This window comes from Streptomyces sp. NPDC012794, assembly GCF_042901085.1.
GTDB lineage: Bacteria > Actinomycetota > Actinomycetes > Streptomycetales > Streptomycetaceae > Streptomyces.
Genome location: NZ_JBIBCI010000011.1, coordinates 168,704 through 188,656 on the forward strand (window position 1 = coordinate 168,704; position 19,953 = coordinate 188,656).

The 19,953-nt window shown below is 75.3% G+C and carries 14 protein-coding genes; 8 read left to right on the forward strand and 6 right to left on the reverse strand.

The genetic code is table 11. From position 1 onward, the window contains the following. Positions 1-69: 69 nt before the first annotated feature. Positions 70-1,782, reverse strand: coding sequence for a BTAD domain-containing putative transcriptional regulator (locus ACFY7H_RS21765; protein ID WP_388940284.1), 1,713 nt, complete (start codon positions 1,780-1,782; stop codon positions 70-72). 515 nt (positions 1,783-2,297) lie between these two features. Further along, complete coding sequence (locus ACFY7H_RS21770) at positions 2,298-2,918, reverse strand: L-threonylcarbamoyladenylate synthase (protein WP_388940286.1); 621 nt, start codon at positions 2,916-2,918, stop codon at positions 2,298-2,300. 198 nt (positions 2,919-3,116) lie between these two features. Between ACFY7H_RS21770 and ACFY7H_RS21775 the strand changes: the two genes are divergently transcribed. Genes ACFY7H_RS21775 through ACFY7H_RS21785 form a run of 3 tightly spaced genes read left to right on the forward strand, consistent with a single transcriptional unit; the run spans position 3,117 to position 7,087 of the window. Next, a complete protein-coding gene (locus ACFY7H_RS21775) occupies positions 3,117-4,538 on the forward strand; it encodes an Ig-like domain-containing protein (protein WP_388940288.1) in 1,422 nt (473 codons plus the stop codon). 3 nt (positions 4,539-4,541) lie between these two features. After that, a complete protein-coding gene (locus tag ACFY7H_RS21780; protein WP_388940289.1) occupies positions 4,542-5,891 on the forward strand; it encodes an MFS transporter in 1,350 nt (449 codons plus the stop codon). Then, complete coding sequence (locus ACFY7H_RS21785) at positions 5,888-7,087, forward strand: anhydro-N-acetylmuramic acid kinase (protein WP_388940291.1); 1,200 nt, start codon at positions 5,888-5,890, stop codon at positions 7,085-7,087. The genes ACFY7H_RS21780 and ACFY7H_RS21785 overlap by 4 nt, the downstream gene beginning before the upstream one ends. Before the next feature lie 25 nt (positions 7,088-7,112). Here the strand turns inward: ACFY7H_RS21785 and ACFY7H_RS21790 are convergent, their stop codons facing one another. Both ACFY7H_RS21790 and ACFY7H_RS21795 read right to left on the reverse strand, forming a co-directional pair. After that, on the reverse strand, positions 7,113-9,017 hold the full coding sequence (locus ACFY7H_RS21790; RefSeq protein WP_388940382.1) for a choice-of-anchor R domain-containing protein: 1,905 nt from the start codon (positions 9,015-9,017) through the stop codon (positions 7,113-7,115). 159 nt (positions 9,018-9,176) lie between these two features. Continuing rightward, on the reverse strand, positions 9,177-10,319 hold the full coding sequence (locus ACFY7H_RS21795; RefSeq protein WP_388940293.1) for an ADP-ribosylglycohydrolase family protein: 1,143 nt from the start codon (positions 10,317-10,319) through the stop codon (positions 9,177-9,179). A gap of 169 nt (positions 10,320-10,488) precedes the next feature. On the opposite strand from ACFY7H_RS21795, the gene ACFY7H_RS21800 reads away from it, so the two are divergent. The 5 genes from ACFY7H_RS21800 to ACFY7H_RS21820 all read left to right on the forward strand — a co-directional run bounded on the left by ACFY7H_RS21800 (position 10,489) and on the right by ACFY7H_RS21820 (position 18,154). After that, positions 10,489-11,964, forward strand: coding sequence for a multicopper oxidase family protein (locus ACFY7H_RS21800; protein ID WP_388940295.1), 1,476 nt, complete (start codon positions 10,489-10,491; stop codon positions 11,962-11,964). A 147-nt stretch (positions 11,965-12,111) separates the two neighbouring features. Next, a complete protein-coding gene (locus ACFY7H_RS21805) occupies positions 12,112-15,291 on the forward strand; it encodes an amidohydrolase family protein (RefSeq protein WP_388940297.1) in 3,180 nt (1,059 codons plus the stop codon). Positions 15,292-15,362: 71 nt separating this feature from the next. After that, a complete protein-coding gene (locus tag ACFY7H_RS21810) occupies positions 15,363-16,877 on the forward strand; it encodes an alpha/beta hydrolase (protein ID WP_388940299.1) in 1,515 nt (504 codons plus the stop codon). A 106-nt stretch (positions 16,878-16,983) separates the two neighbouring features. Continuing rightward, entirely contained in the window at positions 16,984-17,643 is a 660-nt protein-coding gene (locus ACFY7H_RS21815; RefSeq protein WP_388940301.1) for a DUF2278 family protein, read from the forward strand. A 181-nt stretch (positions 17,644-17,824) separates the two neighbouring features. Further along, a complete protein-coding gene (locus tag ACFY7H_RS21820) occupies positions 17,825-18,154 on the forward strand; it encodes a methyltransferase domain-containing protein (RefSeq protein WP_388940303.1) in 330 nt (109 codons plus the stop codon). 18 nt (positions 18,155-18,172) lie between these two features. Here the strand turns inward: ACFY7H_RS21820 and ACFY7H_RS21825 are convergent, their stop codons facing one another. Together ACFY7H_RS21825 and ACFY7H_RS21830 are read right to left on the reverse strand one after the other, a co-directional pair. Continuing rightward, entirely contained in the window at positions 18,173-19,249 is a 1,077-nt protein-coding gene (locus tag ACFY7H_RS21825; RefSeq protein WP_388940305.1) for an N-acetylmuramoyl-L-alanine amidase, read from the reverse strand. 210 nt (positions 19,250-19,459) lie between these two features. After that, positions 19,460-19,894 carry a CBS domain-containing protein gene (locus ACFY7H_RS21830; RefSeq protein ID WP_388940307.1) on the reverse strand — a complete coding sequence of 145 codons (435 nt, stop codon included), beginning with the start codon at positions 19,892-19,894 and terminating at the stop codon, positions 19,460-19,462. Positions 19,895-19,953 lie beyond the last annotated feature (59 nt).

Sequence of the window (19,953 nt, forward strand, 5' to 3'; positions counted from 1 at the left end):
ACCTCTGATTGCGGTCTGATGGGGACGAAGACGTGAGGTGGGAAATGTCGGGGAGGCGGCGGAGCCGCCTCAGCCGGGCAGGAGGGCCGCGGCGCCGTCACGGCCCCGGGCCAGCCACCGCGCGTAGACGCGGAGGAAGGCGTGGATCCGGTAGGGCTCGCCGGGCGGCCCGTCCTCGAGCATCCCGGCCTCCACGAGCTGTTCCAGCACGCTCTCGCCCGCGGCTGTGGCCGGACCGGAGTGCGGCTCGAGCGAGCCGATCCGCAGGAAGGCCTCCCGCAGATCGGGCGGGAGCGCGCCGACGGCCTGCCCGAGGACCTCCGGCACCGACAGCCGGGGGTCCTCGGCGAGGGCCAGCCGGCCCGGCGGGTCCTCCGCCAGCCAGGCCGCGCAGTCGGCGACGGACAGCCCCGGCCGGGTCAGCAGCCGTCCGGCGGCGATGCGCAGCGCGAGCGGGAAGTAGCCGCACACGTCGGCCAGTTCGCGTGCCGCCCGCTCCTCGGTGGCGATCCGCCCGGCCCCGACGAGACCGGTGAGCAGTTCGTGGGCCTCGGCCGGCGCGAGGACGTCGAGCCGGTGCACGAAGCCGCCGTGCCGGGCGACGGCGGCGGCGAGGGCGCGCCGGCTCGTCACCAGTACCGTGGCGCCGCCGGTCTCCGGCAGCAGCGGCAGCACCTGCCCGGCCCCGGCCGCGTTGTCGAGGACCAGCAGCCGCCGGCCGTTGCCGCCCGGCTCCGGCAGCAGCTTGCGCGCCTCCTCGACGTCCAGCGGGCTCCCGTCGGGCCGGGCCAGGTCGATGCCCGACATTCCGCCGGGGAAGGCCCGCCGGACCTCGTACGCGCTCTGCTGCGCGAGCGCCGACTTGCCGATCCCGGGGGCTCCGGAGACGACCAGCAGCCGGGGCCCGTCGGCGTCGGTGAGGCGCAGCTCCAGGGCCCGCAGATCCGCCCCGCGCCCGGCGAAACCGGGCACCGGCGGTGGCCCGGGGTGCTCGGGGGCACGGTCGCGCACGGCCGGCGCGGGGCGCGGCGGCGCCGGTCCGAGCTCCTCGGGGCGGCCGGCCGGGCCCAGCTCCTCGGCCCGCAGGATCGCCAGTTCCAGGCGCCGCAGGCCCGGGCCCGGGTCGACGCCGAGTTCCTCGCGCAGCCGCTCGCGCACGGTGCGGTACTCGGCGAGGGCTTCCGCCTGCCTGCCGGTGCGGTAGAGCGCCTCGATGAGCTGCTCGGTGAAGCGCTCGCGGACGGGCTGGCGGCGGGCGCCCTCGTACAGGTCGACGAGCACCTGGTGGCAGTTCCCGGCGGCCAGTTCGAGGTCGCACACCCGCTCCAGCACCCGGAGCCGCTCCTGTTCGAGCGCGGGCACCGCGTCCCGGTGGAGCATGCCCGAGGCCACGTTGGACAGGGGCTGCCCCTGCCAGAGCGAGAGCGCCTCCCGCAGCCGGTACAGCTCCTCGGGGGTCCCGGCGGCGGCCCGCGCCTGCGCGGTCAGCAACCGGAACAGCACGAGGTCGAGTGTTTCGGTGTCGTTGCGCATGCGGTAACCGCCCGGCACGGCCTCGATGGTGGTCGCGGATATGCCGTATTTCGCGAATAACCTGCGCAGGCGCAGCACACAGGTCTGGAGTGCGGCCCGGGCCGTGGCGGGAGGCTCCTCGTCCCATACGGCGCGCAGCAGATAGCCGGTGGAAACGACGGCTCCGGGATGGAGCAGGAGAGCGGCGAGAAGACTGGTCGGTTTGGAAGGTTTGAGAACTACTGTCTCGGGGCCGTGCGCAATACTCAAGGGCCCCAAAAGCTGGAACCGCATTGGTCCCCCGTGTCGGGTCACGTGTGTCGCAGATGAGCGTGATGACGGGGGCGTCGTTCCCGCGAGCCGCGATGACGGACGCGTACTCCCGAAGGAGTCCGGACCAGTGCCCGCGGCTGCTCGCCGCTCCCCGTTGGGCGGTGAATATCTGGAACCCTACAGAACGGATCTTGTGGAAGTCGAACCGAGATCCGGGTCGATTCCGGCAGTCCAGGCGTTTTTCTCCTCTCCGTCACGCCGGCAATCCGTGGAGTTACCGCCGGTTCGTCAATTCTGTTCAGACATAAACGAGTTCTGATGGAAGCGCGGTCGAGTATCGATGGAGGCAGCTTTCGCGGAGGGGCGCCGGATGGCCGGATGAAGTGACCGGACTGGCGGATTCCAATCGTGCACGACGGCTGGAACGATGAATTCCGGAACCCGAACCGGAACCCGCCGCCCAGGAAAAAGCGCCCCGGCCGGGAGCCGGCCGGGGCGCGCGGGCCGGCGTGCTACTCGAAGCGCGTGGTGTCGCCCGCTCCGCGGCGCAAAATCTCCACCCCGCCGCCGGAGAAGTCGACGACCGTGGTCGGCCGGGTGCCGCAGTCGCCGGAGTCGACCACCGCGTCCACCACGTGGTCGAGCCGCTCCTTGATCTCCCAGCCCTGCGTCATCGGCTCCTCCTCGTCCGGCAGCAGCAGGGTGCTGGAGAGCAGCGGCTCGCCCAGCTCGGCGAGGAGGGCCTGGGTGACGAGGTGGTCGGGGATCCGGACCCCGACCGTCTTCTTCTTCGGGTGCAGCAGCTGGCGCGGCACCTCCGAGGTGGCCTTGAGGATGAAGGTGTAGGGGCCCGGGGTCGCCGCCTTGACGGCCCGGAACACGTCGTTGTCCACGTGCACGAACTGCCCCAGCTGGGCGAAGTTCTGGCACACGAGGGTGAAGTGGTGCTTGTCGTCCAGGTTGCGGATCGACCGGATCCGCGCGATGCCGTCACGGTTGCCCAGCTGGCATCCCAGCGCGAAACAGGAATCCGTGGGATACGCGATGAGCGCGCCGGAGCGGATGCTGTCGGCCACGCTGCTGAGGGTGCGCCGCTGGGGGTTCTCGGGGTGCACGTCGAAGTACTTCGCCATCCGCCGAGCCTACGGGACCGGATCGCTCCGCTCCGCCGCTGTCCCCAGGGCGGGCGCTGTGCTCCGTCCGGGTTCATTTGGGGCGCCCGTTCGGGCGCAGCACCGAGTTTATGATCATCGTTTCGGCTTTCCGTCCTCTTTGATGCTGTCATCCGGCCGTGGGGCAACCGGGGCAACCGGGACAACTGGGAGGGCTGCGTGGCGAAGTCAGGGACGAAGGCGTGGAGTGCGGTCGCCGCGGTGACGGGGGCCGCGCTGGCCCTCGCCCACGCACCGGGCCGTACGGCCGAAGCGGCGGCGGCCCCCGGCCCCGCCCCGGAGGCGGCGGTCACCCTGCTGGTCGGCCACGCCCTGGACGGCGGCCCGCGCGCGGACGCCGCCGGGTGGTGCGCCGCCGGAGCCTTCCGGGGCGGCCGCTGCGGCACCTGGCGGGAACAGCGGGTGCTCGCCACCGCCCGGGGCGGCGCCGTCCTGCGGGACCCGGCCCTCGGCGAGGCCGGCGAGCTCCCCACCGACCCGGGCTCCCCCCTGGAGATCACCCTCGCCCGGCCGGAGGCGGGCCGTCTGACCGACGTGACCGTGACCGACGGGCACGGCCGCCACCTCGCCGGCGAGCTGGGCCCGGACGGCGGACACTGGCGCAACACCGAACCCCTGCGCGCGGGGGAGGGCTACACCGTGCGGGTCCGCGCCCAGGACGGCCGCGGCGCCCCCGTCGGCGTCGGCCTGGTCTTCCGGACCTCACCGGCCGACGCACCCGACGACGGGGGCAGGCTGACCGCCGAGTTCGGCCCCCGCCCCGGCACGTACGGCGCGGGCCAGATCGTCACCGCCGAGCTCAGCCACCCGGTCCCCGCCGACGACCCCGGCGCCCGCGCCCGCGTCGAGCAGGCCCTCCAGGTCACCTCCCGGCCCCACGTCGAGGGAGCCTGGCACTGGGTCGACGGCTCGACCCTGCACTTCCGGCCCCGCACGTACTGGCCCGCCCACACTGTCGTCCGCGTCCGCAGCGGCCTCGACGGGGTCGAACTCGGCGAACACGGCTACGGAGGTCCCTCCGAACCCCTCGAATTCACCGTCGGGGACCGCATCGAGGCCGTCACCGACTCCGCCGCCCACCTGATGACCGTACGCCGCAACGGACGCGTCATCAGGACCATCCCGGTCACCACCGGCAAGGCCGGCTTCCGCACCCGCAGCGGCATCAAGGTCGTCCTCGGCAAGGAGTACAAGGTCCGCATGCGCGGGGACACCGTCGGCATCAAGAAGGGCACCAAGGAGTTCTACGACCTCCCCGTCTTCTACGCGACACGGGTCACCTGGAGCGGAGAGTACGTCCACGCCGCGCCCTGGTCGGTCGAGGCGCAGGGCGAGGAGAACGTCAGCCACGGCTGCACCGGCATGTCCACCGAGGACGCCGCCTGGTTCTACGGGACCGTCCGCGAGGGCGACATCGTCGAGGTGGTCAACAGCGGCGGCGCGAAGATGGACCCCTTCGGCAACGGCATCGGCGACTGGAACCTGGACTGGCGCACCTGGCTCGCGGGCAGCGCCCTGAACGGCGCCGCCGCGCCGCCCGCGCCGCCGGACAGCCCCTCGCGCCTCACCCCGACGACCTGAGGCATGGCCCCCCTCGCGGTACGCCGCCCCGCACCGCCCGCCGCCGGCCCGCGCCGGGTGCTGCTCGCGGGCTCCGTCGGGAACTTCACCGAGTGGTACGAGTTCGGCGTCTACGGAGCCTTCGCCACGGTCATCGCCGACCGGTTCTTCACCCCTGCCGGAGCGGCCGGCCAGGGCGGCGCCGGGCCGCTGGTCGCCACGTACGCCTCCTTCGCGGTGTCCTTCTTCTTCCGGCCCGCCGGAGCCCTCCTCTTCGGCCGCCTCGGCGACCGCATCGGCCGCCGCCCCGCCCTGAGCCTCGTCATCGCCCTGATGACCCTGGCCACCACCCTGATCGGCCTCCTCCCGACCCGCGACGCCATCGGAGCCGCCGCCCCCTGGCTGCTGGTCCTGCTCCGCGTCCTGCAAGGGCTCTGCACGGGCGGGGAGTTCGGCGGAGCCGTGGCCCTGATGACGGAATCCGCGCCCCCGGGCCGGCGGGGCCGCCACGGCGCCTGGCAGTCCTTCACCGTCGCCCTCGGCCTGCTCGCCGGCGCGGCCGTCGCCGCCCTCCTGGCCGGACTCCTCACCCCGGCGGCCCTGCACGCCTGGGGCTGGCGGATCCCCTTCCTGCTGGCCCTGCCACTCGGCCTCGCCGCATACCGGCTGCGCTCCGGACTGCCCGCGGAGCCCCCGCCCCCGCCCGCGCCCCCTGCCCCGCCGCCCCCGTCCCTGTCCCCGGCCCCGTCCCCGCCGCCGGTTGCCCGGGCCCCCGGCCGCACCGGCACCGTCCGGGCCGTCGCCCTCGCGGTGGGCCGGCTCATGGGCTGGTCGGCGGCCGGCTACACCTTCCTCGTGGTCCTGCCCTCCTACCTCCAGGCCACCCTCGGCGCCTCCTTCCACCAGGCCCTGGTCGCGACCACCCTCGCCAACCTCGGCTTCGCCGCCGCCATCCTGCCCGCCGGCATCCTCAGCGACCGCGTCGGCCGCAGCCCCGTCATGCTGGCCGGCGCCCTCGCCGTCACCCTCTTCGCGCTCCCGCTGCTCCACCTCCTCCAGGACCCCGCCGCCCCCGCCGCCGCCAAGGCCGCCGCCGTCCTCGCCGCCGGCGCCACCGTCGGCCTGCTCGCCGGCCCCGGCCCCGCCATGCTCGCCGAGATGTTCCCCGCCCGGGTGCGCTGCACCGGGCTCGGGCTGGCGTACGCCCTCAGCGGTGCGGTGTTCTCCGGCTGCGCCGGGCTCGTCATCACCGCCCTGACCGCCGCCACCGGCGACCACGACGTCCCCGCCTACTACGCCGCCGGCACCTGCGCCCTCAGCGCCCTCGCCCTGGCCGGCCTGCGAGGCGACGGCCACAGGAGGCCCCTGCCATGAGGGTGATCGGGCTGATGTCGGGCACCTCGTACGACGCCGTCGACGCGGCCGCGGCCCGGCTGGCCTTCGAGGACGACGGCGAGACCCTGCGTCTGGTCCCGCTCGGACTGGTCAGCGCCCCCTACGAGGACGGCCTGCGCGACGCCCTCGCCGCCTCCCTGCCGCCCGCGGCCACCACCCTGGCCGACGTGTGCCTCCTCGACACCCGCATCGGGCAGGCCTTCGCCGCCCTCGCGGTCCGCGCCGACCGCGAACTGTGCGCCGGCCGCGCCGGGCTGATCGCCTCGCACGGCCAGACCGTCTACCACTGGACCGACGCCGGGCAGGTCCACGGCACCCTCCAGCTGGGCAGCCCCGCCTGGATCGCCGAGGCCACCGGGCGTCCCGTCGTCTCCGGCTTCCGCCCCCGCGACATCGCGGCCGGCGGCCAGGGCGCCCCGCTCGTCAGCCTCGTCGACCTGATGCTGCTGCGCGGACGCCCCGGGACGCCCGCCGCCCTGAACATCGGCGGGATCGCCAACCTCACCGCCGTGCCCGCGGCCGGCCCGCCGGTGGCCTTCGACACCGGACCCGGCAACGCCCTGATGGACGCCGCCGTACGCGAAGTCACCGGCGGGCGCCTCGGGTACGACGAGGACGGCGCCCTCGCCGCCGCCGGCCGGGTCCACGAGCCGCTCCTGCGGCGCCTGCTCGCCGAGCCGTACTACCGGCGCCCCGCCCCCAAGACCACCGGCAAGGAACTGTTCCACCACGGCCACCTGCGCACCGCCCTCGACGGCTGCCCCGCCCTCCCGCCGCAGGACCTCCTCGCCACCCTCGCCCGGCTCACCGCCCGGACCGTCGCCGACGCCCTGCGCCCGCTGCGCGTCACCGAGGTCATCGCCTCCGGCGGCGGCACCCGCAACCCGGTCCTCATGGCCATGCTCCGCGAGGAACTGCCCCCGCGCACCACCCTGCTGGACTCGGCGGCCCTGGGCCTGCCCGCCGCCGCCAAGGAGGCGTACGCCTTCGCCGTCCTCGGCTTCCTCACCCTGCACGGCCTGCCCGGCAACGCCCCCGGCTGCACCGGCGCCCGGGGCCCCCGGCTGCTCGGCTCCCTCACCCCGGGGCACGGACCGCTGTGCCTGCCGCCCCGGCCGCCGCGCCCACCGGTACGGCTCACCGTGGGGCCGGCGTCCGGGGCCGGACCGTCTTGAGCGTGCCGCCGCGAGGCCCTGTGGGTCACGTACGGCGGGCGGGAGGCGTCGGCAGCGGAGTGGCCCCCTCCTGTACGAGCGTCAGCAGGACGAGCGCGTCCGTCCAGCCCAGCGGCATGACCGCGCGCGGCCGGCCCTGCTCGTCCACCGTCTCGGGCAGTTCGCCCAGCACGTTGCGCTGGGCGAGCACCCAGTCCAGCACGGCGCGGCCCTTCTCCCGCTCACCCGTCGCCGACCAGGCCAGGGAGAAGAACGTGGTGCTCGGCGTCCACGTGACGTTCCCCCACTCCGAGTCGTCGGTACCCGGCACGATCCCGCCGTTGGACCTCCGCAGGGCCCGGTACGTGTCGTCGAGCGCCCGGGGGAGATCGGCGGGGGCCCGGTTGAACGGCGGCGCCATGAACGCCACCGCGGTGTCGGGGCCGAACTGCCCGTCGAGGGTGCGCGGGTAGCCGAGCGGACCGAACCGCCTGGCGATGGCCGCCTCCAGCCGCCCCGCGGCGGAGGCCCAGCGGGCGGAGTCCGCTTCCCGCCCGAGCCCGGAGGCCAGGTCGGCGGCGGCCCGCAGGCCGGACAGCAGCGGTGCGGCGGTGCCGAGGTTGGCGGTCTGCGTGGGCAGTTCCCAGTAGTCGGGGGAGGCCGGCGGCAGCCCCTCGCCGTCGAGGGAGGCAGCCGCGTAGTCGGCGGCCTTCGCGAGCGCGGGGTACAGCCCGCGCAGCCGTTCCTCCCGGCCCTCGCGCGGAGTGGTCCGGTACCACTGCCAGGCCGCCCAGGGGATCCAGCCGTTGGCGTCGAGCTGCCACGGCCGGGAGTCCGGCGGTCCCGAGCCGTCGAGCTTGGTACGGGCCTCCCAGGTGCCGTCCGCCCGCTGCGTCCCGGCGCTGTGGCGCAGGATCCGGTACGCCTCCTCGTCGTGCCCGGTGTGCGCGAAGGCGGCCGCCGCGAAGGCGGCGTCACGCGGCCAGGAGAAGTCCCAGAAGGGGTGCCAGGCCGCGGCGAAGGCCCCGTTGGGCCGCAGCAGCGCCCGCATCGACAGCAGCGCCCGCCCGGCGCTCTCGCGGCGGGCCCCGGCCGCCCCCGGGACCAGGCCCTGGGCCAGCCAGCGCCGGGACTCGGCGATCTGGGCCAGCGCGCCCGCGTCGCCGGCCTCGACGACCCGGGACTTCTCAGCGCCCTCGGGCAGGTAGCGCCAGCGGCCCGACGGCAGCACCAGCACGTTGCTGCCCTCCACGTAGCGGGCGCCCACCGCGAAGGCCGGGCTCACGGCCTCCACCGCCCGCCCGTTGAAGAGCAGGCCCGCCGTCCGGGCGGGCTTCGTCGAGGCCGGTACGTAACAGGCCTCGGTCTCCCCGCACCGCTCGGAGCCCGCCGGGTTCACGTAGAAGGCCAGGCGGCCCGTGCCCGGCTGCCACTTCCCCCGGGCCTGGTCGTACTGCGCGGCCGCCGGAAAACCGGCCGGGGCCGCCCGCGTGCCGTACCAGGTGACCTTCGTGTTCTCGGCGGTGGTGGCCTGGGCGAACAGGTGGTACCGGGCGCCGGGCCGCAGCGGCGCACTCATCGGCACCTCCACCCAGCCCGTGCCCGCCCCGCCCAGGGCGGCCAGGTCGACGGTGGCCGAGGCGACCGCCGAGCCGGCGTCGCCCCGGGCGGTACGCACCTGCACGGTCAGCCTCCCGGCCGCCGCCGTACTGCCGAGGAAGAGCGAGACCCGCGAGAGCCGGTCGTCGTCGGTGGTGAACTCCTGGGCCGCCGCCCATCCGGTGTTCCCCCCGCCCCTGATCCAGTAGAGGCCCACGTCGTGAGCCGCCTGCCCGTCGAAGGCCGCCCGTCCGGCGGGGGAGAGGGGCCCGCCCGCGGCGACCGCGCCGTCCGCCGTCTGTGACAGGGCCGCGAGCAGGGCGACGGCCACCAGGACCGACCGTGTGCGCATCACGCATTGCCTCCACTGTGATGAAGCGTCAAGAAGCCGGGGGGAGCGCGTACACGGCGCCGTTCATCCAATATCCCCGGCGGTGCCCCCGCCGAGGGGGCGTGATCGCTCCAGCCGCGCAAGACCCCCCGAAGCACCGCCCGGACGGTCCAACGCCCGTCACCAGCCGGGGTAACGGTGCAGCCAGTACGGGTCCCAGCCCTTCTCGTACTCGCCGCCGCCCGGCGACTCCCGCAGCTCCGACAGCAGGTCCCGCGCCAGGGTGTCCAGCACCCACGCCAGCTCGTGCCGGCTCACCAGCCCCACCGGCAGCGCCCGGGCCCCGTGGACCGCGCCCAGCAGCGCCCCCGCCACACAGGCGACCGCCTCCCCGTCGGGCGCCCCCGCCGCGAACCGCAGCGCCCGCTCCACCTCCCCGCGCTCCGGGAACGAAGCCGCCGCGTACAGCCCCCCGAGCACCGCCGACCACGCCGTCGGGTCCGGCGCCAGCCGCGCCAGCCGGGCCGGATCCCCCGGATGGGCGGCCGCCCCGGCCAGCGCCCCGGCCAGCAGCCCCAGCTCCGCCCGCGGTAGGTCCTCCACCCCGCCGAGCGCCGCGAGCGCGTCCCCGGCGGCCCCGCGCAACGACTCCGCGACCAGGCAGTGCGCGGCCAGCGCGGTCGCGCACACCGCCGCCCACTGCGCCCCCGGATCCCCGTGGGTCAGCGCCGCCACCTCGCGCAGCGGGTGGTTCCTCAGCCGGACGTACTTCGGCGACCGGGCGTCGCCCCACAGCGCCAGGGGCAGCGTACGGCCCACCGCGTGCCAGCCGCGGCTGCGGGTCGCCGGCTCCTCCAGCGTGCCCTGCCAGGCCCCCGACAGGGCCTCGACGGTGGCCGGGGCGCTGCCGCGCCGCTCCGCCAGCGCCGGCACCCCGGCGAGCCAGCCGTCCGGCCACTCCCGGGCACCGTCCGACCGGTCCCAGCGCCCGCGCACGTGCTCGCGCGCGATGCCCTGGAGGTACGCCCAGCGTCCGTACGCGTGCCACAGCACCGACGGGGGATGGCAGATGCCCTTGTGGCTGCCGCGCACGGCGGCCCGTACCGAACCCTCCACGGTGAAACAGGCCAGCTGGGTGCAGACCCCCGCACGCAGCACCCCCGCGGGCACCGGCCCGCCGCGCGCCGCGCCCAGAGACTCCCCGAGCGCCAGCCCGAGCAGCAGCCCACGGGCTCCCTCCGTCGCCCTGCCGCGCTCCGCCGGCTCCTGGCGCTCCGTCAGCCCGTCCATCGGTTCCTGGTCCCCCTCATCCGTGTCGAACACCGGTGGGCATCGTACGCACGGCATTTCCGGCCATCTCGCCAGGCCTCCACATCCGCACCAGCGGCGCGCGAGCGCAATCGAACAGGCTCTCCCCGTCCAGCCACCGCGCACTTTGCGCCAACCCGACCGACCGGCACACGAGGCGCCGGGCCACACCCACGGGGGAAAAGTGATCACTCGACGGACCGCACTCCGGGCAGGCGTCGCCGCCACCAGCATCGTCGGCACCGGCGGCATGCTGCTGCCCGCCGTGAACGCCGCCACGGCAGAGCCGGCCCGCAACGCCGCAGGCGCCGCCGAACTCGACGCCGCGTCCATAACCAAGTTCACGCAGAAGATGCCCGTGCCCCCGGTCCTGCAGCCCTACCGGACCACGAGCACCACCAGCTACTACCGCATGACCCTGAAGGAAGCCACCAAGGAGATCGTGCCCGGGCTCAAGACCCCGCTGCGCACCTTCAACGGCTCCTTCCCCGGCCCCGTCATCAAGGCCGAGTCGGGCCGGCGCGTCGTCATCAAGCAGACGAACTCCCTCGCCGTCCCCACCTCGGTCCACCTCCACGGCGCCCACGTCCCGCCGGACAGCGACGGCGCCCCGATGGACCTGATCCCGGCCGGCGGCGGCACGAAGACGTACACGTACCCCAACACCCAGCCGCACGCGAACCTGTGGTTCCACGACCACGCCCACCACATGGAGTCGGAGAACGTCTTCCGCGGGATGACGGGCACCTACATCCTCACCGACGACATCGAGCGCCGCCTGCGCCTGCCCTCCGGCCAGTACGACGTCCCGATCTCGCTGCGCGACGCCCGCTTCCTCGAGAGCGGCGAACTCGTCTACGCCATGGGCGACTTCATGAAGCGCAACGTCGTCCTCGCCAACGGCAAGTCCTGGCCGTTCTTCGAGGTCGCGGCCCGCAAGTACCGCTTCCGCCTCACCAACACCTCCAACCAGCGCTTCTTCGACCTGCACCTCGCCGACGACTCCGAGCTCGTCCAGATCGGCACCGACGGCGGCCTGCTGCCCGCCCCGCACCGCACGAACGTGGTCGCGATCAGCCCCGGCGAGCGCGCCGACGTCGTCATCGACTTCTCCCGCTATCCCGTCGGCACCGTCATCGAGCTGCGCAACAAGGACATCGCCCCGTTCGAGTCCGCGGACGTGGTCGGCAAGGTGCTCCAGTTCCGCGTCACCCGCACCGCGGCCGACCACAGCGTCGTCCCGGACCGGCTGCGCACCCTGCCGCCGCTCGGCCCGGCCACCGTCCAGCGCGAGTTCGACATGCGGATGGACGAGGCCCCCGGCGGCAGCGCGTACATCAACGGCAAGACGTACGACATGGACCGCATCGACACCGACATCGCCTACGGTGCCACCGAGATCTGGACCGTGACGAACAGCAACAAGATCGCCCCGCACAACTTCCACATGCACCTCGTGCAGTTCCGCGTGCTGGAACGCAACGGCAAGCCTGTCACCTCCGGCCCCGAGACCGGCCTCAAGGACACCGTGCCCCTCAAGCCGGGCGAGACCGTGAAGCTCCAGGCCACCTTCGACGGCTACCGCGGCACCTACGTCTACCACTGCCACCTGTTCGACCACGGCGCCATGGGCATGATGGCCAACATGCGCATCTCCTGACGCCCCCCGGCCCTCCCCCCGCCCCGGCGGCCACTCGCGGCCGCCGGGGCGGACCCGTCCCCGTTGCCCCGCCGGGGTCCTGATCGTTTGGCCGCCTGACGGACGGCCGGGCAGGAACCACACACGGGACGGGTGACCGGGATGCGGATGGGGCGCAGGACGGTACTGCGGGCGGCTTCGGCCGGGGCGCTGACGGCACTGGCCGGGCTCCGCGCCCCCAGCGGCGCGGCGGCCGCGCCGGCCCAGGGACCCCCCGACGGGGACCGGGCGGTGCTGCGCTTCACCCGCGCCACCAACGGCGCGGCCACCGCCACCGCCGACGGGCGGCGCGTCATCGCCGAGGTACAGAACGTCCTCTGGTCGCTGCCCCCGGACGGCGGGCCCGCCACCCGCCTCACCCCGCCCGACCTGGAACCCGGCCGCCCGGTGTTCTCCCCGGACGGGAGCCGCGTCGCCATGAGCGCCTACCGCGGCGGAACCTTCCACATCTGGGTGATGCGCGCCGACGGCACCGGCCTGCGCCGTCTCACCGACGGCCCCTTCGACCACCGCGCGCCCGCCTGGTCCCCCGACGGCCGCACCCTCGCCTTCTGCTCCGAACGTGGCGGGGACCCCGTCGCCGGAAGCCCGTACCGCATCTGGACCGTCTCCCTCGCCGACGGCGGCCTGCGCCGCCTCACGGGAGCACCCGGCCAGGACGGACCCGGCCAGGACGGCGCCTGGGAGGACCTCGACCCGGTCTTCTCGCCCGACGGCGGCCGGGTGCTCTTCCCGCGTGCCACCCCGTCCGGCGAAACCCTCACCGCCCGCGTCCTCGCCTCCGTCGCCGCCGACGGGACCGGCCCCGTACGGACCGAACACACCGCCGCCGCGGGCAGCATGCTGGCCCCCGCCCTCTCCCCGGCCGGCCGCACCGCCTGGCTGTCCGCCGCCCCCGGACCCCGCAGGGCCGAGCACCTCACCCTCTACGCCGACGGCCGCCCCGTCGACCTCGACGGCGACCTCGCCCCCGCGCCCCCGCGCTGGATCGGCGACGACCGCCTGCTGGTCACCCTCGACGGCCGGTTCCGGGTGATCCGCCCCCACCGCGACGCCACCGCCCACGAGATCCCCCTCGACGCCACCCTCGACGTGCCCCGCCCCCGCTACCGGGTCAAGGACTACGACCTGGAAGCCGAACGCCCCCACCCCGTACGCGGCATCCACCTGCCCGCCCTCTCGCCCGACGCCCGCAGCGTCGCCTTCGCCGCGCTCGGCGCCCTCTGGACCGCCCCCGTCGCCGGGGGACCCCCGCGCCGGATCCTCCAGGCCCCCGCCACCGCCTACGTCCAGGGCCCGGTGTGGACCCCGGACGGCCGGGCCCTGCTCTACACCGACGACCGCGACGGGCTGAACACCGTACGCCGCAGGGAACTCGCCGACGGCCGGGACAGCGTCCTCTCCCCGCCCGGCCGGGTCTACGGCTCCCTCTCCCCGGACGGCACCCGGCTCGCCGCCCTGGACCTCGCCGGCCGGCTGATCGTCCGCGACCTCGCCTCCGGCACCGACACCCCGCTCGTGGCCCCGCTCGGCGGCGGAGGCCTGCCCAGCCCGCCCAGCTGGTCCCCCGACGGACGCCACGTCGCCCTCTGTGACCGCAACCGGCTCAGCCGCCGCTTCCGCGAGGGCTACAACCTGATCCGGATCGTCGACACCGCCACCGGCTCCGCCCGCCTCCACGCCCTCGCCCCGCACACCTCCCTCTCCGACCGCTACGCCGCCGGCCCCGTCTGGTCGCCCGACGGCCGCTTCCTGGCCTGCGTCGCCGAATCGGCCCTGTGGCTGCTCCCCGTCACCCCCGACGGCACCCCCGCCGGACCCGCCCGCCGCCTCACCGACGAACCCGCCGACCACCCGTCCTGGTCCGCCGACTCCCGCACCCTGCTCTACCAGTCCTGCGCCCGCCTGCGGCTGCTCGGACTCCGCCCCGACGGCACCCCCGAGGGGGCGCCCCGCACCGTCCCCGTCGCCCTCTCCTACCGCCGCCCCGAGCCCGTCGACACCGTCGTCCACGCCGGACTGCTGTGGGACGCCACCGGATCCCCGCCCCGCGCCGACGTCGACCTGCTCATCAGCGGCGGCCGCATCACCGCCGTCGAACCGCACCGCCCGCGCCGCCGGGCCGCCCGCACCGTCGACGCCTCCCGGGGCACCGTCCTGCCGGGACTGTGGGACGCGCACGTCCACCCGTACCCCTACACCTACGGAGCCCGCCAGGGCGCCCTCCACCTGGCCTACGGCATCACCACCGCCGTCTCCCTCGGCGGCTCCGCCTACGAACAGGCCCGCCTGCGCGAGGACATCCGCTCCGGCCGCCTCGCCTCCCCCCGGCTGCTGGCCGGCGGCGAACTCCTCGACGGCTCCCGCGTCGCCTACAGCATGGGCCGCGCCCACCGCACGCACGCCGGACTCGCCCGCTCCCTGGCCCGCGCCGAGGCCCTGGACTGGGACTTCGTCAAGACCTACGTACGCGCCCCCTACGCCTTCATGGAAGAGGCCGCCCGCTTCGCCCGCGAACGGCTCGGCGTCCGCTGCGGCTCCCACCTGTGCGCCCCGGGCATCCAGTCCGGCCAGGACCTGACCACGCACCTGATCGCCACCGAACGCGCCGAGTACGGCCACGGCGCGACCCCCGCCGGCCACACCCACCAGGACACCCTGGAGGTCTACACCCACGGAGGCTTCGACCTCGTCGCCACCCCCTTCACCGCCCTGCCCCTCATCGGCGCGGACCCCTCCCTCGCCGCGGACCGGCGCGTCACGGCCATGATGCCGCCCTGGGACGTGGCCGCCCTCCGGGCCGCCGCCGCCCGCCCGCCGACCCCCGAGCAGGACACCGCGCTGGAGCGGGAGATCGCCGTCTACCGGAGCGTCCTCGCGGGCGGCGGCCGCGTCGCACTCGGCACCGACGCCCCGCTCACCCCCGTCGGCCTCCACCTCCACCTCGCCCTGCGCGCCCTGCACCGGTACGGCTTCTCGCCCGCCGAGGCCCTCACCACCGCCACCCGCACCCCCGCCCGCGTCTACGGCGCCGACGGGCACCTCGGCACGGCCGAACCGGGCAGGCTCGCCGACCTCACCCTCATCGACGGAGACCCCTTCACCGACTTCGACGACCTGGTCCGCGTCCGCGCGGTCCTCCGCGCCGGCACCCCCTACGAACGCGACGCGCTGGAAGCGGCCTTCCCCGGTCCGGTCACCCCCGACCGGGCCTGGCGGCCCGTGCTGCGCCAGATGCACCGCGACTCCTGCTGCACCGCGCACCGGGTCAACGGACCGTTGCTTTAGGGGGATAGCCCCACCCCGGGCGGCCGGTCTGCCGGATGGGCCGCCCGGGCGCACTGCACGAGGCTTGCCGCATGACGATTTCCCGGAGCAAGGCCCTCCTGCTGACCCTCTCCGCCGCGGCCGCCGCGACCGCCCTCACCGCCTCCGCCCTCCCGGCGCAGGCCGCCGGCGGCCCCCGCACCGAGGTGCCCGGGCTCGACTGGCGCCCCTGCGCCAAGCCGGGCGGGCCCGCCACCCAGGAGTGCGCCGACCTCCCGGTCCCGCTCGACTACGACGACCCGCGCGGCCCGCAGATCAGCGTGGCCGTCTCCCGGATCCGCAGTGACCGCCCCGACGCCCGGCGCGGCACCCTCGTCGTGATCCCCGGCGGCCCGGGAGGCTCCGGCGTACAGCGTCTGACGCAGAAGGGCCCCGCCCTCCAGCAGCAGCTCGGCGGCGCCTACGACCTCGTCGCCTTCGACCCCCGCGGCGTCGGCGGCTCCACCACCGCGAGCTGCGGCCTCGCCCCCGAGGACCGCTACCTCACCGCCCTGCGCTCCTGGCCCGCCCCCGACGGGGACGTCACCGAGAACCTCGCCCGCTCCCGCCGCACCGCCGAGGCCTGCGCCCGCAACGGCGGACCCGTGCTGCGCAGCTTCACCACCGCCAACCAGGTCCGCGACATGGACCGCCTCCGCGCGGCACTCGGCGAGCGCAAGCTCTCCGCCTGGGGAGTCTCGTACGGCACCTACGTGGGCGCCGTGTACGCGCAGACGTACCCCGGGCGCACCGACCGCTGGGTCCTCGACAGCAGCGGCGACCCCGACCCCAAGCGCGTCGCCCGCGGCTGGCTGGCCAACATGGCCCAGGGCTCCGACGACCGCTTCCCCGACTTCGCCGCCTGGGCCGCCCACCCCGACCGCGACAAGGACGGCCTGCGGCTGGCGCAGCGCCCCGAGGACGTCGAGCCCCTCGTGCTCTCGCTCTTCGCCTCCCTGGACCGCGCACCCCGCCCGTCCACCACCCCCGGGGTGCCCCTGACCGGCAACGGCTTGCGCCAGGCCCTCCAGAACACCCTCTACAGCGACTCCGCCTTCCCCGGCTTCGCCCGGCTCGTCGCCGCCCTGCGCGACCCGGCCCACACCCCCGCCCTCCCGCCCGAGCTCGCCCGCCCCCTGCGCGACGAGGACGCCGCCCAGCTCGTCGCGGTCCTGTGCAACGACGTGACCTGGCCGGGCGGTTCCCGGGCCGACCGGCAGCGCGCCGTCGACGAGGACCGGGCCCGGCACCCGCTGACGGCCGGCATGCCGGTCAACGTGCTCCCGTGCTCCTTCTGGAAGGACGCCCCCGAGCACAAGCCCACCAAGATCACCAACCACGGCCCCTCCGGCATCCTGATGATCCAGAGCCGCCGCGACCCCTCCACGCCCCACTCCAAGAGCCTGAAGATGCGCGAGGCCCTCGGGGACCGGGCCGTACTCGTCACCGTCGAACAGGGCGGCCACGGCGTCTACCTCGGCAACGGCAACGCCTGCGGGGACCGCACCGTCACCCGGTTCCTCACCACCGGCCAGCGCCCCGCCCGCGACACCAGCTGCGCGAACTGAGCGCCGGGGCCGGCCGGCCGGGAAGGACTGGGCCGCCCGGGGGCCGGGGCGACGGTGCCCCGCGCGTCACGGCGCCGGGCGCCGGGACGGTGGTTGACTGGCCGTCATGCCGCTCGACTCCTACGGGGTGCTGTCGGGAACGCTGCACCGCCACTTCCGAGACCGGCCCGACACCCAGGGGCACTGGTTCCACGTCAACCTGGAGGTGGACGCGCCCGCCGGCCGGTACCGGTGCGCCGTCGACGTGGACAGCAAACAGTCCACCACCGGCGTCCAGTGGAAGGTGTTCACCTTGGCCGCCTCCGTCCTCGACCCGGTGCCCTCCCTGGATCCCGGCTACCACGACCTCTCGATGAGCCCGGGCTCCGGCGCCCTCGACTACCTGCGCCATCCCGCCCTCCAGCACCGCCCCGGCTGCGCCTTCCCCGTACGCCCGCCCGCCTGGCTCCAGGACCTCATCAACCGGCTCAACCCGCCCCGCTCCTGGATCTCGGGCTCCAACCTCGACGCCGCCCGGGCCCTGGAGCCCATCCTGGTGCCCGGACGGGAGGTCATGGTCTTCGGAGAGCCCTTCGACCACGGGCTCGGCATGCACAACATCCACCAGAACCAGGGCGATCCGTACGGCAGCCAGTGGTGGGACGAGAACGGCACCTGGCAGGACGGGGCCACCCTCACCCGCCGGCCCGACGGCCTGTACGACGTCTTCCTCAACAAGTTCTCCAGCCAGTCCGACCACACCGGGCCGGACGGGCACCCGGTGTGAGCGCCGCCGGCCCGGACGGACGGCAGCGGCGCTTCGACACCCGGGCGGCCGGGGACGGCTACGAGCGCTACACGGCCGCTGGAGCCGGCCCGTCGCCGTAGCCTTCGAGGCCTCGCTCGGCGTCGCCGCCGGCGTCCGGTGGCTCGACGCGGGCTGCGGTACGGGCGCCCTGGCCGCGGCGGTGGCCGCGCACGGCCGGCCACGGCTGGTCCCGGGCCTTGACCGGTCGGCCGCCTTCATGGCGGCGGCCCGCACCGCCGCCGCGGAAGCCGACGCCCCCGGCACCGCGGCGTGCGCCCCGCTCTTCGCGGTGGCGGACGCCCAGGCGCTGCCGGTGCGCGACGGGACCTTCGACGCGGCCGTCAGCGCCCTCACCCCGAACAACCCTTCCTCTGCGGGCAGGGTCCCGCGCCCGGCTACGTCACCTGCCTCGCCCCCGGCGCCCGCCGGCGGCTGTGCGACACGCTCGCGGGGGCCCTGCCCGTACGGTCCGACGGCTCCATCGCGCTGACCGCCCGCGCCTGGGCGGTCAGCGGCCGGCGAGCACGCCGTTGAAAGGGTCCGAGGCCAGCGTCCGGACGGCGGGCAACTGCCGGTGGAGGGCGGTTCCGGGGCAGTCGGTGGCGAAGACGTCGCGGTGGCCCGAGATCCGCTCCACCGTCACCCGCTCGCCGGCCCGGAAGCGTCCGTTGTCGATGGAGGCGCCGAGTTCGACGGTGCCCGCGGGGGAGTGCCCGTACCGGCCGAGTGCCCAGGCCGCGAGCCGCGCGACGGCCGCCGTGGCCGCGGGCGGCGCCTCCAGGCCGGAGTACCGGCCGATCACCGCGACGCCCAGGGTGTCCTGGTTGAAGCCGAGGGTGTGCGCGCCGGTGACCGGCCGCCCGGAGCCGCCGGCCCGTCCTTCGAAGACCGTGCCGCACTTGTCGACCACGTAGTTGTAGCCGAGGTCCTTCCAGCCGTTGACCCTCCGGTGGAGGGCCTGCAGACCGCGTACGACGGCGGGGGAGTCGGAGCACGCGTAGTCGTTGCTCTGGGCGGTGTGGTGGACGAACACGGCCTTGACGTCCCTGCCGTACACGACGGGCTCCCCGGGATCCTCGGCCGCGCCCCAGCGGGAGCGGGGGACGACGCGGGGCCGCGACGCGGCGGGGCCCGCCACCGCGTGAACGACCGGCACCGGCACCGGCCCGGCGGCCGCCCCGGGCCTCCCCGGCCCCGGATCCGGGCCCGGGTCGACCAGATCCAGGCGCACCCCGGCCGGCAGCTGCCCACCGGCGCCGGCCGCGCGTACCTCCACGGCGTCCGAAGGCCCCGCCCACCACGGCTCCCCGGCCTCCACCGCCGTCCACGGCGTCCAGTGGCCGGAGCCACGCTCCCGGACGCGGACCCGGTAGGTCCCGCCCGGCCAGCCGGCGGGCGCCGTGACGGCCAGCATGCTGAAGGGGGTCCGGGCGTCCGCGAGGACGGGGGCGCCGGCCGAGGTGAGCGTGACGCCGCGCGGCGGCGGGGGAGCGCCGGCCGGTTCGGCACCGGCAGCGGCCAGGGTGACCAGAGTGCAGGTCAGGGCGGCGCTGAGGGGCGTCAGCGGGAATCCGTGGGTGCGCAACTCGGCTCTCTCCAGGATCCCGGACGACGGCGGAACGGGAACCGCGGCCGGCGGCTTCGCCGGCCGGCCCCCGCGCGTTCCCGGGCCCGAGGACACAAGGCGCCGGCCGGGCTGGAAGTGCCCGGCCGGCGCTCTGCGCACTTCGCTGACCGCCCTTTCAACGAGCCGGCGGCCCGGTGGTCACGGCCGGCGGCGGGCGGATCGCTGCGCTCAGTTGGCGGCGTACACCCGGATCGCGAACTCCGCGATGTCCGCGTCGGAGAGGTTCTTCGCCAGATTGGCCTCGGTGATCATGCCGACCAGGCGGTGGCCGCCCTGCACGTCGATGACGGGCAGCCGCTTGATCTGGTGCACCTCCATGGTGTCCAGCGCCTCCTGCGCGTTGCTGTCGGCGTCGATCCAGTGCAGGTTGCCGGCGAGGTCCCCCGCCCGCATGCTCGCCGGGTCCTTGCCGTCGGCGCAGCACTTGACGACGATGTCGCGGTCGGTGATCAGGCCCTGGAGACGCTGGTCGTCCCCGCAGATCGGCAGGCATCCGACGTTCAGCTCGCGCATCATGCGCGCCGCGTCCTGCAGGGACTGGTCCTCGCGGATGCACTGCACGCCCCGGGTCATGATGTCGCGGGCCCGCAGGTTCCTGTCCATGCTTCCTCCTCGGTGCTCCGAGTACGTTCCGAAACCCTTCCTGCCCCCCCTGCCCTCCC

Coding starts and splice junctions, on each gene's coding strand:
- ACFY7H_RS21770 (WP_388940286.1), bottom strand. CDS start 2,918: ATGGCGAAGTACTTCGACGTGCACCCCGAGAACCCCCAGCGGCGCACC.
- ACFY7H_RS21780 (WP_388940289.1), top strand. CDS start 4,542: ATGGCCCCCCTCGCGGTACGCCGCCCCGCACCGCCCGCCGCCGGCCCG.
- ACFY7H_RS21785 (WP_388940291.1), top strand. CDS start 5,888: ATGAGGGTGATCGGGCTGATGTCGGGCACCTCGTACGACGCCGTCGAC.
- ACFY7H_RS21790 (WP_388940382.1), bottom strand. CDS start 9,017: ATGCGCACACGGTCGGTCCTGGTGGCCGTCGCCCTGCTCGCGGCCCTG.
- ACFY7H_RS21805 (WP_388940297.1), top strand. CDS start 12,112: ATGGGGCGCAGGACGGTACTGCGGGCGGCTTCGGCCGGGGCGCTGACG.
- ACFY7H_RS21810 (WP_388940299.1), top strand. CDS start 15,363: ATGACGATTTCCCGGAGCAAGGCCCTCCTGCTGACCCTCTCCGCCGCG.
- ACFY7H_RS21815 (WP_388940301.1), top strand. CDS start 16,984: ATGCCGCTCGACTCCTACGGGGTGCTGTCGGGAACGCTGCACCGCCAC.
- ACFY7H_RS21830 (WP_388940307.1), bottom strand. CDS start 19,894: ATGGACAGGAACCTGCGGGCCCGCGACATCATGACCCGGGGCGTGCAG.